The following is a 15603-nucleotide window of genomic DNA, read 5'->3' as shown; positions in this document are numbered from 1 at the left end:
GTTACTCTCTCCTTATTGGTGAAAAAGAAGAAGACTATCGCCTTCTTCTTTTTTTATATTTCAACAGCATGTCCACCATCTAAAAAGTACAGATAGCGATGCTGCACAGGTTGTTTTACAATCCGTTCAATGGCCTTTGCGTAAAGCTCTAACTGAATGCGGTATCTGTCAATTAGAAATGGTTTTGCTCGTTCAAAATCCCCTTGAAAACGATCCGAAATGTTATCGGTTTTAAAATCAAGTAAAACGAGACCTTCTTCCGTTTCATACAAACAATCAATAATACCTTGCACTAAAATTGTTTCGTCTTCCTGCTCCCAATGATCATAGATTTCTTTAGCGGAGACACCTAAACTAAAAGGCATCTCTCTATAAACCGTGCGAGCCGTTCGAATACCTTGTGCAATGTCACTGTCTAAAAAGTCTGCTACATCATTTGCATCAACAGCATCCGCTTGTTCTTGCGTCAATAATTCTTTGGTAACCATTGATTGAATAAAGTCTTGAACCATTTCAAGGGTATAAGCTTTATTTAATGGAAGCTGCTGCATAACGGCATGTGTAGCTGTTCCTCTTTCAGCTCCTGTGAGAGATTTCTCTTGAAGAAACAGCGGACGATTTTCAAGAGGTGCTTTAGATCCCCGAACGAGATCGTCGCTTCCACCTGCATCCGTCAGCTGCTGCTGCCTTTTTAGTTCAGAAACAGATTGCTTCGAACGATGAACGGAAGCTACACGATAATCATAAGACCAATTTAAGCGTCTATACACTTCGTCTTTATAATCGCTCGATTCTGAAACTGGCTCATGCTTTTGAAGAGCGTTTAAAAGCTCTTCATGATGCTGCTGCTCTTCAAGAGGCTGTTCGGCTAAATCACCTGCTAATAACGTTGAAAGTTTCCAGCTTGAAGCATGCTGATGAATCATCTTGGCCGGCTGGACCGCTCCTTCAACCATGTGACTAACATGTTGGTGACGAATTAAAGAAGGTCCAATCCAGTCTAAATAACATTTTGCATCTCTTCTCACGTGAGCTGGAAGTGTCCAATCTTCATGTGCCATAACGGAGCTCCATTGTCTGAGCTTTTCTGGTGCGTCTTTTACTGTTCCAACTAAAATAAGTTTTTCTTTCGCACGCGTCAAAGCTACGTATAATACCCGCATTTCCTCTGCCATGCTTTCTTTTTTCATTTTTTTCTTCATGGTCTGCTGAAGAAGAGTAGGGTACGTAATACGCAGTTTTGGATCAATATATTTAGATCCAAAACCTAGTTCTTTATCGAGTAAATATGCTTTATTCAAGTCCATTAAGTTAAACTGACGAGCAAGACCAGCTACAAAAACAACAGGAAACTCAAGACCTTTACTGCTGTGGATCGTCATCAAACGCACCACATCTTCTTGTTCTCCCAGTGCTCGAGCAGCTCCTAAATCGTTCCCTCGGTCCTGCATGCGTTCAATAAAGCGTAAAAATCGAAACAGACCTCTAAATGAGGTTGCCTCGTACTGGCGAGCGCGATCGTAAAGAGCACGTAAATTGGCTTGACGCTGTTTCCCGCCAGGAAGTCCGCCAACAAATTCAAAGAAACCCGTATCGCGGTAAATTTGCCATACCAGTTCTGACAAAGAGCTTTGTCTAGCTTGTGTTCTCCATGCTTTTAACTGCTCATAGAAATACTTTACTTTATCGCGAAGTTCTTCATCATCTGAAACCGCTAAGTACGTTTTTAACGCATCGTAATACGTTCCTTTCTTTTGCTCTGCTCTCAGTGTAGCTAACTCTTCATCTGAAAGCCCTACTACCGGTGAGCGAAGAACAGAAGCTAACGGAATGTCTTGATGCGGGTTATCTACTACTTTTAATAAAGACATCATAATCATCACTTCAGTAGCATCAAAATAACCTGTTGATAAATCGGCATAAATCGGCACGCCTTCTTGCTTAAATTCATCCATAATCTGCGCAGCCCAAGGCATGGAACGAAGCAAAATAACAAAGTCACGATACGTCACGTTTCTCATAATATCGAGCTTGCGATCATATATTTGAAAACGGTTTTGAACGAGTTCTTTGATTTTGCGCGCCATTGCTCTTGCCTCTAACTGAGCCGTTTCAAGCTCTGCTTCTGAAAAAGCGACGAGAGAAGAATCCGATTCTTCTTCCGCTCCTTCTTCTGCATTTTCTTTTGCAATGAGCAGAAGCTCCGTGTCCATTCCTTCCGCTTTTGGATACGATGCTCCTAATTTTAAAGAAGCATCATCGTCATATGCAATTTCTCCGACTTCTTCATCCATCAGCTGATTGAAAATAAAGTTTGTAGCATCAAGCACTTGGGAACGACTGCGGAAGTTTTTATTCAAATCGATACGTTTTCCGAACTGGCGACCATCTTGCGTAAAGCGCTTGTACTTTGTTAAAAACAAAAATGGCTCCGCTAAACGAAAGCGGTAAATGGATTGTTTTACATCTCCAACCATAAATAAATTCCCTTGTTCTTCACTATCTCTCGTCACTAGTTTAATCAGTGTTTCTTGAACCATATTTGTATCTTGATATTCGTCAACAAGCACTTCTTCAAACTGAGTGCGATATTTTTGGGCAATGGACGAAGGCTTAAGCACTCCATCTTCTTTTACACTCAAGATTTGCAGGCAATAATGCTCTAAATCAGAAAAGTCCACTAACCCTTTCTCTTTTTTCATATGTTCATATCGTTCACCGAAGCGCTGAACTAAAAAGATTAGCGTTTCAATAACGGGCTTCATTTTCTCAAAATCAGCCATGTAGCCGTGCAAAGGCCTAGAAAACAAATCAGCATGAAGTTTTTCAAGACTTGTTTTAGCTTTTTTGCGAAGCTCTCCGAAATCATCTAAAAGCTGCGAGTCGTATGCTTCTCCTTTACATGGCTTTAAACGAGTAAAATTCAAATTCTGCATTTCCTCATGCAAATCAGCAAAAGAATGCTTAGAAGCGCTGATCAGCCGATGAATTTGAGCCAGGTCTTCCTCTGCATTAACGGCGCGAGGAGCAGGCCCTCCTGGCAGCTTTGTTAACTCTAAGCCCTGTTTTAAAATCGACTCAATGCCCATCAGCTGCGTTGTTACTTCTTGTAAAAGAAAAGATAGAAACGGAAGTGAATCAATAGAAGAGTCTTCTGTCACATCATATTGACTCACGATCATTTCAAGCCAGCCGTTTGGATCAGGGTTAGATCTTGCAAAGTCATACAGCTTTCTTACCATAAGCTGAATATCTAAGTCATTTCTGTCACTTGTATAACAATCAATTAAATCAAAGAATCGTTCGTTCTGTTCAATACTGTACTGTTCTTCAAACAATTCTTCTAATACTTCTTCACGCAGAAGATCCGCTTCCGTATCATCTGCAATCCGAAAACCAGGGTCTACATCGATCAAATAATAATACGTTCGAATGACTTCTAAACAAAAAGAATGGAGCGTAGAAATCGACGCACGGTTTAATAAATTAAGCTGTCTGCGTAAGTGCAAAGAAGATGGATTCTTTTTTAACTCTTTTTCCAATGCTTCTCCAATTCGATTTCTCATTTCGGCTGCAGAAGCATTTGTGAACGTAGCAACGAGTAATCTATCAACATCGATTGGCTCATCACCCATCGTAATCTTTTTAATAATACGTTCAACTAAAACCGCTGTTTTTCCTGAGCCAGCCGCCGCGGCTACTAATATATCTTGACCGGATGAAACAATGGCTTTCCACTGATCATCCGTCCACTGGGAGTCGGCCGGTTTTATGTGTATATCTTCACTCATCTCGTTTGGCCTCCTCTCGAATTTTATCTAAAATAACACTTTGACTCTCTGTACTAAGCTGACGATATTCGTTGTTTTCCATTGATTCATCGAACTGACAAATTGAGCGGTATTCACAAAACGCACATGGTGTTTTATCTTTTAGTTTATAAGGCGAAATATCAATTTTCCCATTTGTAATCTCTGTACCTGCCTCCACAAATTTACCTCGCACATACTGACGGAGATGTGTAAAATCTTCTTCGCTCGCAACCGAAGAATTGGAATAAAAGCCCCCTGTCTTTTTAATGCCCGCTGATATAACCTGTGAGTGCCCTGATTCTAACGTTTCGTCCATTAACCTTACTGCTTCCTCGTCTCCTACAAGCAGTCCTTTCATTTTAAACTTCTTGAAGATTTCAGCTTCAATTTGATCAGGCTGTAATGCTTTAGTACTGTTGATCATCGGATTATGAACGTGGAAATAAAGAACGCCAGCAGGCAATGCTCCTCTATTATCATGAAGAAGCTGTTCAGCATACGTCACGACTATGTCTAAATAAGCTAAAATTTGAAGAGATAAACCGTAGTACACTTCCACTAAGTTTAATGCTTTATCGCTTGATTTATAGTCGACAATACGCAGTAAAAGTCCTTTTGAGCTTTCCGCTTTATCTACCCTGTCAATTCTGCCAACGAGTTCCATCGTATGGCCATTTGGCAGTGTGAACTGCATAGAAGGCAGCTCTGCGCTAGGTCCAAATCCAAGCTCCAATCCAACGGGAACAAAGCCGCTCATCTTAGCGTGCTCACTTAACACAAGCGACGCACGTTCAATAATTTGCTGCAGCTTATGTGTTAAATAGTGGTGGCGATTCGAGCTCAATAAAATCTCATTTTGCAAGCGCGGAGCAAGCTCATGCACTGCAGCCGTAGAAAGCTGCTGACAGTCTTTTCTCGTTAAGTTCTTCCATTCTTTTTGACCGCCGCGAAGTTCGTCTGAAATCATTTTCAACGCCGCGTGAAATAACTCGCCTATGTCAGGAGCCGCCAATTTGAAAACTTTTCGTTCTTTAAGCTTGAGCCCGTGAGAAGCAAAATGCGCATATGGACAGGCTTCAAATTTTTCCATTCTCGATACGCTTGCTTGAATATGCTTTCCATACAGACGCTGACTCGTTTTCTTTGTTAACCGTTTTGCTTCATTTTGATAAAATAAGCTGCTTAGTACTTTCCCACTGTATGAGTTCCAATCTAGATTTTCTACATAAAAATTATACACATCCCACCAAGCGGAACTCATCGGATAATGGCGTTTCCATCCTTGCAGCTGGCTGGCTAAATGCGCGATGCTCGTTAAAGGATTTGTGATATATTCAACCTGCTTTTCTTCTTCTAAATCTGTAGGTTCCGTCATTAACAGCTTCTCCTGCAGGAGCGGAAATAGCTCTTTTACTCGATTAATAACGAGTGAAGGCAGCAGGGTCTTCCCTTCCTCATTGGCAAGAGGATACGAAACATAAAGTTTTTCCGAAGAGCTGGAAAGTGCTAAATAAATGAGAAATTGTTCGTCAAACAGCTTTTGTCTTCCGGTTGGCGCAAGTAATAAACCTGATTCAAGCAGCTGCTCTCTCTCCTTCTCAGATAACAGGCCATCGCTTTTTGGTTTAGCTGGAATCACACCGTCATTTACACCTAACACAAAGCTTGCTTTGATATCAGATAAACGCGAACGCTCAAAACTTGCCACAACCACTTGATCCAGTGCAGGCGGAACAAGTGCAAACTGCATGCTGTCAAGCCCTGTCTCAAATAGATCTGCAAACAAAGAAATCGATACTTTCTCTTCTCCCATCATTTCAACAAACTGATCAAATAAGTGAAGAATTGCTTTCCATACCTGCTCGTGCTCTCTTGCTTCTTGAAGCTTTCCTTCTTCTTCACATCGATTGCGCAGCGCTTCTATCTTTTGTGGAATATCTAAATTCGTTAAAAAACGATAGAGCGCTTCTGCTTTTTCTTTTCCTATTTTCCCTTGTTTTAATTTTTGCTGAAGCGAATAAATAGGAGGAACAATCATATTTTTTAATTCATTTATTTTTTGCTCAAAAGCAAGCTCTTCGTCCGTTTTCCCAAGGTTCATGTCTTCAAGTGAACGATATTTTCTGTAGGTAAATGGTTCCTTGCTCGTCCACTTAGATCCTTGAATACCGTAAGCAAGTACATAATTTTCTAATTCATCCATCTCTTCGCGAAGCTGGTGCACATCAGATGACAAAGGAAATAAAAGATCTGTTTTCACTGCTCGAAAGATGGTTTCATACCGCCATGACCCGCTTACCACCTCTAAGACTGAGCGAACAAATTCAACGAGTGGATGGTGAAACATCGCTCGCTTTTGGTCAATAAAGTACGGAATTTCATAATCTTGAAAAATGGTTTGAAGCAAGTCATGGTAGTCTTCTGCATTTCTAACAATCAAGGCAATATCACGGTAGCGATAGCCGCGATCGCGCACAAGTGAAAGCACTTCTCTTGCAATCCCTTCAACTTCTGCTCTTCGGCTAACAGCCGGCAGCAGCTGAATGTGCTCGGGCTCTGACTGAAATTCCGGCGTTGGCCGTTCATCATAATATCGTTCTAAATAGGCAAGCTCTGGACTGTTTTGATGCCTTTTTTGTTCGTTAAATACGATTGGCTCTTGAATCTCTATACCGTTTTCAGCCGCCAGGCCCATTATTTCTTGGTACGTTTCGCTCGTTAATCGAAACAAGTGCAAGTCATTTGGAATAAAATCTTGATATGAATAATCAGAAGTCACCGCTATTTTTACTTCTCTACAAACTTTCATCAGCTCTACTAATACGGTTAATTCTTGAGGAGTATAGTGATGAAATCCATCTACATAAATCGTTGCTTGAGCAAGATAGCCAGAACACGCTACTTTTTCACCCAGCAGCTTCAAATAGTCTTCTCCATCTACATATTTCGTCATCAGCTGTTTTTCTAATTCTCCGTAAATGAGATGTAAATCATGTAATTTATCAGCAAGGACTTTCTCATCTTCTGCTTGAAGCTTTTTCTTCATCTCTTCGAGAGACGGGGCATCTACTGTGTACTGTTTAAATTCTTTAACCATTTTTTCCAGTTCTTCAATAAACCCTGCTTGTTCTGAAGAATTCGCAAACAGTCGAAGCTCTTCTTTTTGATGTTCGATAATTTTTTTAAGCATCATATGAATACCTGTTTGATCCACATGATAGCGGCTGATACCTCCAACTTCTTGCAGGATACGCCATGCAAGACGTGTAAAACTATAAACTTGAGCACGCATCATGCCTTCTAACCCAGGTGTTTGAACAAGCGCATACTCCGACTGAAATGTCATCTGTTCAGGTACAATATAAATAAGTGGATGCCCAAGCGGTGCATTTAACAGCTCTTGGCGCATGCTATTTAAAAGATATTCCGTTTTCCCGCTTCCTGAACGTCCTAATAAAAACTGTAGCCCCACGTTTTCACCCCTTGATTTTTTTCTCTATGTTTTCATTTGTTTAAGTACAAAATGGATAAACGCCACGTAAACACGTGACGCAGTCGTCAAAATTTTATAGTGATAATCATCTAAATCTCTCTATCTCTCTCCTTATTATTTTACTGAACTTGCAGACAAAATTCCACTTTGCCGATATGTGAAATGCTGGATGCAACAAAAAAACTTTTCAGTAGTCAAAAGACCATTGAAAAGTTTTAGAAAAGCGAATTATTTTCTACTTTTACATCATGATTCCACCATCTACATGAAGTGTTGTACCGTTAATATAGTTGGACTCATCAGATGCTAAATACAGATAAGCATAACCAATGTCAGAAGGCTGACCTAATCTTTGTAAAGGAATCGTGGATTTCATTTGATCAATGATTTTGTCTGGCATCGCCTTCACCATATCCGTCTCAATAAACCCGGGAGCTACAGCGTTTACATTAATTCCTTTTCGTCCCAGCTCTTTAGCCCATGTTTTTGTCATTCCTACTACGCCTGCCTTTGTCGCCGCATAGTTTGTTTGACCAACATTTCCATATACGCCAGATACCGAAGATGTGCTAATAATTTTCCCTTTACCTTGAGCAATCATATGCGGTACCACTGCTTGTGTACAGTGAAAAACGCCTGTAAGGTTTACGTTGATTACTGCTTGAAAATTTTCAACTGATAATTTGGTTAGCATTCCATCTCTGGTGATACCTGCATTGTTAATTAAAATATCTATTTTAGAGTAGCGTTTCACTACTTCTTCTACCATTGCATCTACACTGTCTCGATCCGCTACGTTCACTTGAAAAAATGCTACATCTCCGCCTTCTTCTTTTAGCTGAGCTGCTCGTTCTTCTCCCGTTTTTGCATCGTAGTCAACCATAGCGACCTTTGCACCCTCTTGTGCGAATATTCGAGAAGCTTCGAATCCTAATCCATTTGCTGCACCCGTAATAATTGCCACTTTATCTTTTAATCTCATGTCACCCGCGCTATAAGACGCTTACTAACAACGATTAATCAGCAAGTCGCTTGAATCTTAATAGCGCATTCCCCTCCTCAAAACGACGCCAAGCACGTCTTAATGATCATTCGGTGCTTTTCTAGTAATGATCCCTCTACTTACATCTTAGTAGTCAAGCTCAAAAATCATTCATATAATTTTTAAGAAAACGTTTTGAAATACATGAGGTGATAATACATGTTGAGAAAAAACATGTATATCTCTAGAAAACAAAGGGTTCATTACTTAGGTGCAACTAGGAATAGACGTCTAATTTATTCCCAGTTTTTTCTTTTATTTTAGCATATTTTTCATAATTGATAAACAAAAAACTTGTTCATTGCTGGACAGATACTCTGTATATGCATTGTTCTGCCAACCGAATAAACAGACAAATAACTTCTTTAAGAAAAATTTTAAGGTCCTTTCAAAAATGCTGTTGTATCCTTATAAGAAAAGGCTTTTCTATAGTTTACAATACCCCTTTTGGCTGTATGTATAACAAAAGACTGCCTATTAAAAAGCAGTCTTTCATCACTATTTGTTATATATAAACAAACTATTTGTCATACTGTTTCACTTTAGATTTTTCATTTAACCTTCGTTCAATTTGTTTTCCAACAAGCCATAGAACAAAAATGATGACTAAAACAAGTACTGCTTTCAGAGGCTGTTTCACAAATGAAACAAAATCGGCCCCAATAAAGCTCATCATAAATATCATCACCATTTTACCGGCTAATACAGCCAGCATAAACTGAGCCATACTAACACGTGATAGCCCTGCTACTACATTAATTGCCGAAGACGGGGTAAAAGGGAAACAAAGCATAATAAACAGCGGTCCGAACCCGTGTCTTTCTACCCAAATCATAATCTTTCGAATTTGCGCATGCCGGCTGATGAAATGTAAAAACCTCGCCTGTCCATATTTTCTAAAAATCAAAAAGACAAGCAGTGATCCAACGCAGCTGCCAACCCATGAAATTAAAAAACCTAACCATAAGCCAAAAGCAGCAGCATTGGCCATTACAAACGCAAAAAGCGGCAAGATAGGGATAAACGCTTCTAAAATAGGCAACAGCAGCCCTGGAATGATTCCAAATGATTGATATTGTTTTAATAACTCGAGGACGCCGTCTAACGTCAAATAATGCTTTAATGTTTCAAAATCCATCGAATGTTCTCCTTATTTAAACAACTGTGCTACTTTTCACTTATTGTACTACTTTCCTTTACCAAACAAAAGTTTTACAGCGTTTTACCTTTCCTGCCCTTTTACGCTTGCCATACAGCCTTTATTTACACACACATATTTGGTTGAACAGCCATGCACTTTTTACTGAGACTGTTTTAAATACCGTTTAAACCAGCTTGTTAAATATTTTAGTCTCGCCGTTCGTAAATTAGGCTTACCGCTTCTAGAAAGTTCATGATTAGACTGAGGAAAACGAATAAATTCTACTTCTTTATCTTTTCTTTTCAGGGCCACATAAAGCTGTTCAGCTTGTTCAATTGGACATCTGTAATCCTGTTCGCTATGCAAGATTAACAGCGGTGTTTTAACATTCTCCGCTAAACGAAGCGGCGAGTGGTTCCAAAGTTTTTCCGGATTTTCATAAATATCAGCTTTTAATTCCCATTCGGTAAAATAATAGCCAATATCACTAACGCCGTAAAAACTTGTCCAATTTGAAATAGACCGTTGCGTCACCGCTGCTTTAAACCGATTTGTACTTCCTACAATCCAGTTTGTCATAAACCCTCCGTAGCTTCCTCCTGTTACGCCAAGCTTATCTTCATTAATATAAGAGTAGCGCTTAACTGCTTCGTCGGTCACTGCCATCAAATCCGTATAATCAATGCCTCCGTAATCCCCTCGAACCGCATCTGTAAATGCTTGACCATATCCTCTGCCGCCTCTTGGATTAGAAAAGAGGATATTGAATCCTTTTGATGCAAGTACTTGGAATTCAAGCATAAATGTATGGCCATACATAAGATGCGGACCTCCATGGATTTCTAAAATGGTTGGAGATACATCATTAGTAGCAGCAGCTTTTACTACCCAACTGTGGATATCTATACCGTCCGTAGAAGTGGCATAAAAAGATTCTGCTTGTGTGAGCTGCACATGCTTTAAAAATGAGTCATTAACGTTTGTCAGCTTCACTAATTCCTCTGTTTTTAAATTTAGAGAATAAAGATCTCCGGGATGTGTAAATGTACTGATTGCCACGATAGCTTCCTCACAATTGGGAAGAACAGATACCTCATATACGTGAGCATTATCCATAAGTACAGAGTCTAGCTTTCCATTCACAGTTCCTTTATATATGCCTACAGAACCCTTTTCACTTACGACAAAATAAAATTCTTCATTACTGCCCCACATAATTCCCGCTGCGGTTCTACCAAAGTGAAAATCTCCTGCTACCATATCTCCTATTTCTAAGTCTATACCAGCAGTGATACAAACTGTTTTTTGGTTAGAGATCTGATAAATATATATGTCATTCATTGAAGCCGATCCGTATGTACGTTCATTTCCAATGTATGCTATGTATGACCCATCCGGTGACCACGAAACTTGATGAAAATATCCTGTTTCCGCTGTAATAGATGTTAATTTTTTAGTATCACGATGCAAAATAAACACATCCATCGTTAGCGATAAATCCGGATTCTCTCCTCGGCTGCTGCAAAATACAATTGAGCTTGCATCAGGGGCCCAGCACCCTACAGAGTGATGATAAGGTCCATCCGTTACAAACGTCACTTCTTTATTTTTAAGTTTAACGAGAGCAACTTGAGTATATTCACCTTTTAAATAACCGCTAACATCGGATTTGTACAGTAAACGTTCCACTTCATACGGCTGGGGATGTTCATGATTTTGTTCAACTCTTACAGCTTTTTCTTCTACTTTTGTGGAAAACATAATTTCATCACTATAAGGAGACCATACCGGATTACTAACGCCTTTTTCAAGATCTGTGAGTGCTTCTGCTTCTCCGCCTGTCGCTGCTAATAGGTAGAGCTGAACGGCTTGACTGCGATCGGATAAAAAAGCAATCCACTTGCCGTCCGGGGACCAGGCGGGAGAATGATTATTTCCTTTGTAGTACGTTAATTGCTTAGTTTCTTTCGTTTCAAGATCTAACATAAACAGCTGCGTTTCATACGCATTTTCTATTTTCTTCGTTTTTCGAACCGTATAAACTACACTTTTTCCATCTGGAGAAATCTGAGGATTATAAACAGACTTCAATTCATACAAATCCTCTATCATTACCGTACGCTTTTTTAAATCATTCAATTTCTTCGCCCCCAAGGATTCATTTTTAAATCAAATAGTCAATCGATAAAAACGAAAATAGCGTTTCCCTCTTACTTTATCATTTCTAAAAATAAAAATCTAAAAATTTAGAAAATTAGTTGTTTTTTCTTCTTTTAATCTATATAATAATAAAAAGGGTGCAGAGGTGATGAGGTATGAACAATGAAAAATCGTACACGGAAATGATGAAGTCCCTCGCTCGCAAGAAAAAAGTAATTGATACTGTGAGTATGTTGGATGTTTATATCGAAATGGTAATTGATGAATCGCTTTTTAAGCGTCAAAAAGAACTGTTAGAAACAAACATTAACACGGCATTAGATCAACGTGATGAAATTGCTTTTTATGAGTTATCAGCACAGTACCAATCCCTGCTTCAAACATCTACTTAATATTTTAATAACTTAATTCATGTTAATGATTTATATGTACGTTTAACAGGCAGATCCTTTCTTCTCAGGAAGAACAGCTGTCTGTTAAATCGTGTTTATTACATAAAAAAAGATTCTTACATCTGTAAGAATCTTTTTTGTTAGGGTTTTTCCTATGAGTGGAAGTAACCGACCGTTCCACTCATAGATTTTTTTGTTATTTATGCGTCTGAAACTGCTCTTCTTCTGTGGAACCTTTTAAAGCTGTTGTAGAAGAAGTCCCACCAGAAACTACTTGTGCCACTTCATCAAAATAGCCCGTTCCTACTTCACGCTGATGTCTTGTAGCTGTATATCCATTTACTTCACTAGCAAACTCTCTTTCTTGTAACTCTGAATAAGCTGCCATTCCTCTTGTTTTATATCCTCGTGCCAGCTCAAACATGCTGTGGTTTAAAGCGTGGAAGCCAGCAAGCGTAACGAATTGGAACTTGTAGCCCATTTTTGCGATTTCTCTTTGGAATTTTTCAATCGTTTTCTTATCTAATTTTTTCTTCCAGTTGAAAGATGGTGAACAGTTATAAGCAAGCATTTTACCTGGGAATTTTTCATGAATAGCATCTGCAAATTTTTGTGCTTGTTCCAAGTTTGGTTCAGACGTCTCACACCATACTAAATCAGCATACGGAGCATATGCTAAGCCACGAGCAATAGCTTGATCGATTCCCGCTCTCGTACGATAAAAACCTTCAGCGGTGCGTTCACCTGTAATAAACTGGCGATCTACAGGATCAACATCACTTGTAATTAAATCAGCGGCATCAGCATCGGTACGAGCAATCACAAGTGTTGGAACACCCATTACATCAGCAGCTAAACGAGCAGCAATCAAATTTTTCACAGCGGTTTGAGTTGGAAGCAATACCTTGCCGCCGAGATGACCACACTTTTTCTCAGAGGATAATTGATCTTCAAAGTGTACGGCAGATGCTCCCGACTCAATCATTCCTTTCATGAGTTCAAATACATTTAACTGTCCTCCAAACCCTGCTTCTGCATCTGCTACAATTGGAGCAAAGTAATCGATATCCCCTTCTCCTTCTAAATGCTGAATTTGATCGGCACGCTGGAGCGCTTGATTGATTCGTTTAACAACATGCGGCACGCTGTTTGCCGGGTATAAACTTTGATCAGGATACATGTTTCCTGAAAGATTTGCATCTGCAGCTACTTGCCATCCGCTTAAGTAAATTGCTTTTAATCCTGCTTTTACCTGTTGTACTGCTTGATTCCCTGTTAAAGCTCCTAATGCATGAACGTATGGCTCTGTTTTTAATAAGTTCCAGAACTTTTCGGCTCCTCTTCTAGCAAGCGTGTGTTCAATATCAATGGACCCTCTTAGCCCAATGACTTTTTCTGCAGAATATGGACGTTCAATTCCTTTCCAACGCTCATCGCTTTTCCAGTTCTCTTCAAGGTTTTTTACACGAATGTCTTTCATTCTTTATACCCCCTAATGAATTTAAAATTCTATATTCATAAAAATATAAAACGCAGCAGTTAGAATATGTCTGTTTCATGATGAAGTAAATTAGCAGTTTGCCATAATATTAGCAAGAACGTAGATGAAATAAGTAAGTAGTTGAAGGACATGTAGTAAGACTTAGCTGAGGTGAATATACGCTGAAAATTTAGACTGCTACCTTTTCAATCACAAATAACTATTCCTCCCTATTGTTATAAAACAGTTTTTATTTTACATACGTTATTATATAACAGTACTTTCGAAAATGAAACCTCCTTTTAGAATTTTTTTCCTACTCGCAAGGAGGCTTTTCTATTAATACCTACGTATAAAAGGCTTCATATATCCTTTACTTTTTCTTATATCACTTATTCATTTCTTTCATACTTCTCAACAAATGAAATTCTTTCCAGTATTGTTGGGTGACCATATCGGAAAATCTTCACTAAATACGGCGGATTTACCTGAGATAGTCCTGATTTCGTTAAGTCCTGAAACGTTTTAATAGCAGCTTGCTTATCTCCTGTTAGGTTCATAGCGTACGTGTCAGATTGAAGTTCATGATGACGCGACTGCATATTTGTTAACGGACTCACAGCAAATGTAAGAATAGAAAAAATAAGTAGAATAAGCGGTAAAGAATTTAAATCACTAAGAGAAGTAATTTTTAATGCTTTCCCCCATCTCTTAATCACAAAGCCGGCTAAATGTTTCGTTAGCCATAGGCCTACGATCGATAAAACTAATGCTGAAGCAATCCCTACATAAATATGTTTCTTTACATAATGACCCATTTCATGCGCCATGATAAACAAAATTTCACGTTCCGTTAATTTATTAAGAGTAGTATCCCATAACACAATTCTTGAATTAGAACCTATTCCCGTCACATATGCATTAAGGGAGTTCGTTTTTTCAGACATGTTTACTTCATATACATGCTTAGCAGGTATATGAGCTTCGTCTGCTAAATGTAAAATTTTCGTCTCCAGCTCTTTATTCTTTAATGGATAAAAATCGTTATATAACGGATCGATAACCACTGGTTGAATAAACGTCAAAAATAGTGTAAATGGAATAGATACTAGCCACGCATACAGCCACCATCTTTTTGAAAACTTACGAATGAATGCATATAACACAGCAATCACTAAAAACATGGTGGCATAGTTCACCCAAAAATCTGTAAAAAGATCTTTCATCCATCCTTGGAAAGGTTGCGTCGTAATATGATAAGCCTTTGAAAGCTTATAGCTAATCCAGTCCATAGGAAAAGAATAAATCAGCAGCAGAACGGATAACCAAAATACATAAATAGCAGTTTGGAGAAGACTGAAACGACTGACATCTTTAGACCACTTATTAACTTTCTTAGACACGCCTAACACTAAAATTAAAATAAACCCTAGCCACTCATATGGAATTCGGATAAAAAAGAGCGCATCTCTAATTTTTGAATATTTTTCGGTTAACATAAGTTCTCGTCCATTCATAAACGTAGCCGGGTCTACGCTGGTGCCTTTTAATGATTGTGGAATAGAGGTATCGCTTATATAGAATAAATACACCCAAATACACGCTCCATACACAAGAAAAACTCCGATGGACCACCAAACAATTTTTTTCACGCATTCCCCTCCTTTTGTACAAACAGTATGCCGCTATTACTATTGTAGGTTTTTTTTCGAAATTTAGAACAAGCGTTTATAGATGTGCTATAAGAAATGTAATTTGAGACGAGGAAATCATAGAAAAACGAAAAATAGAGTTTAGACAAAAGAATAAACTCTGTTTACAAACAAAAAAAGCAGTTTGCATATGCAAACTGCTTTTAAGATGACCCGTACGGGATTCGAACCCGTGTTACCGCCGTGAAAGGGCGGTGTCTTAACCGCTTGACCAACGGGCCAGTATGGCTCCACAGGTAGGACTCGAACCTACGACCGATCGGTTAACAGCCGATAGCTCTACCACTGAGCTACTGTGGAATATGGTGGGCCTAAGTGGACTCGAACCACCGACCTCACGCTTATCAGGCGTGCGCTCTAACCAGCTGAGC

General features: G+C 39.1%; 8 protein-coding genes and 2 tRNA genes. 1 reads left to right on the top strand and 9 read right to left on the bottom strand.

Annotation, left to right across the window (positions count from 1 at the left end; translation table 11 throughout):
- Nucleotides 1-53 precede the first annotated feature (53 nt).
- The 5 genes from addA to AC1D0Y_RS05695 all read right to left on the bottom strand — a co-directional run bounded on the left by addA (nt 54) and on the right by AC1D0Y_RS05695 (nt 11627).
- The gene (gene addA / locus AC1D0Y_RS05715; protein WP_477707373.1) at nt 54-3791 is read right to left on the bottom strand and encodes a helicase-exonuclease AddAB subunit AddA; all 3738 of its coding nucleotides are present in this window, start codon (nt 3789-3791) and stop codon (nt 54-56) included.
- A complete protein-coding gene (gene addB, locus AC1D0Y_RS05710) occupies nt 3784-7284 on the bottom strand; it encodes a helicase-exonuclease AddAB subunit AddB (RefSeq protein ID WP_477707372.1) in 3501 nt (1166 codons plus the stop codon). The genes addA and addB overlap by 8 nt, the downstream gene beginning before the upstream one ends.
- A gap of 262 nt (nt 7285-7546) precedes the next feature.
- Entirely contained in the window at nt 7547-8287 is a 741-nt protein-coding gene (gene fabG / locus AC1D0Y_RS05705) for a 3-oxoacyl-ACP reductase FabG (RefSeq protein ID WP_013055347.1), read from the bottom strand.
- A gap of 580 nt (nt 8288-8867) precedes the next feature.
- Nucleotides 8868-9485, bottom strand: a complete 618-nt coding sequence (locus AC1D0Y_RS05700) for a TVP38/TMEM64 family protein (protein ID WP_013081701.1) — start codon at nt 9483-9485, stop codon at nt 8868-8870.
- A gap of 162 nt (nt 9486-9647) precedes the next feature.
- Nucleotides 9648-11627, bottom strand: coding sequence for a S9 family peptidase (locus AC1D0Y_RS05695; RefSeq protein WP_477707371.1), 1980 nt, complete (start codon nt 11625-11627; stop codon nt 9648-9650).
- A 176-nt stretch (nt 11628-11803) separates the two neighbouring features.
- Here AC1D0Y_RS05695 and AC1D0Y_RS05690 point away from each other — a divergent pair, with 176 nt between their 5' ends.
- Nucleotides 11804-12040: an IDEAL domain-containing protein gene (locus tag AC1D0Y_RS05690; RefSeq protein WP_013055344.1), complete on the top strand. Its 237-nt coding sequence runs from the start codon at nt 11804-11806 to the stop codon at nt 12038-12040.
- 196 nt (nt 12041-12236) lie between these two features.
- Here AC1D0Y_RS05690 and aceA read toward each other — a convergent pair whose 3' ends face one another.
- From aceA to AC1D0Y_RS05670, 4 genes are all read right to left on the bottom strand, one after another.
- The gene (aceA, locus tag AC1D0Y_RS05685) at nt 12237-13520 is read right to left on the bottom strand and encodes an isocitrate lyase (protein WP_028407422.1); all 1284 of its coding nucleotides are present in this window, start codon (nt 13518-13520) and stop codon (nt 12237-12239) included.
- 392 nt (nt 13521-13912) lie between these two features.
- A complete protein-coding gene (locus AC1D0Y_RS05680) occupies nt 13913-15172 on the bottom strand; it encodes a M48 family metallopeptidase (RefSeq protein WP_028407421.1) in 1260 nt (419 codons plus the stop codon).
- Between the two features lie 209 nt (nt 15173-15381).
- Nucleotides 15382-15453: transfer RNA gene (locus tag AC1D0Y_RS05675), tRNA-Glu, on the bottom strand.
- Between the two features lie 4 nt (nt 15454-15457).
- A tRNA-Asn gene (locus AC1D0Y_RS05670) sits at nt 15458-15532 on the bottom strand.
- Nucleotides 15533-15603 lie beyond the last annotated feature (71 nt).

The sequence above is a fragment of the Priestia sp. P1_B12_1 genome, from assembly GCF_056406695.1.
Note: the sequence above shows the minus strand (reverse complement) of the source record. Positions and strands in the feature narration are given on the sequence as shown.

Excerpts from the sequence above, each read along its gene's own strand:
- addA (WP_477707373.1), bottom strand. The coding sequence starts at position 3,791 with ATGAGTGAAGATATACACATAAAACCGGCCGACTCCCAGTGGACGGAT.
- fabG (WP_013055347.1), bottom strand. The coding sequence starts at position 8,287 with ATGAGATTAAAAGATAAAGTGGCAATTATTACGGGTGCAGCAAATGGA.
- AC1D0Y_RS05700 (WP_013081701.1), bottom strand. The coding sequence starts at position 9,485 with ATGGATTTTGAAACATTAAAGCATTATTTGACGTTAGACGGCGTCCTC.
- AC1D0Y_RS05690 (WP_013055344.1), top strand. The coding sequence starts at position 11,804 with ATGAACAATGAAAAATCGTACACGGAAATGATGAAGTCCCTCGCTCGC.
- aceA (WP_028407422.1), bottom strand. The coding sequence starts at position 13,520 with ATGAAAGACATTCGTGTAAAAAACCTTGAAGAGAACTGGAAAAGCGAT.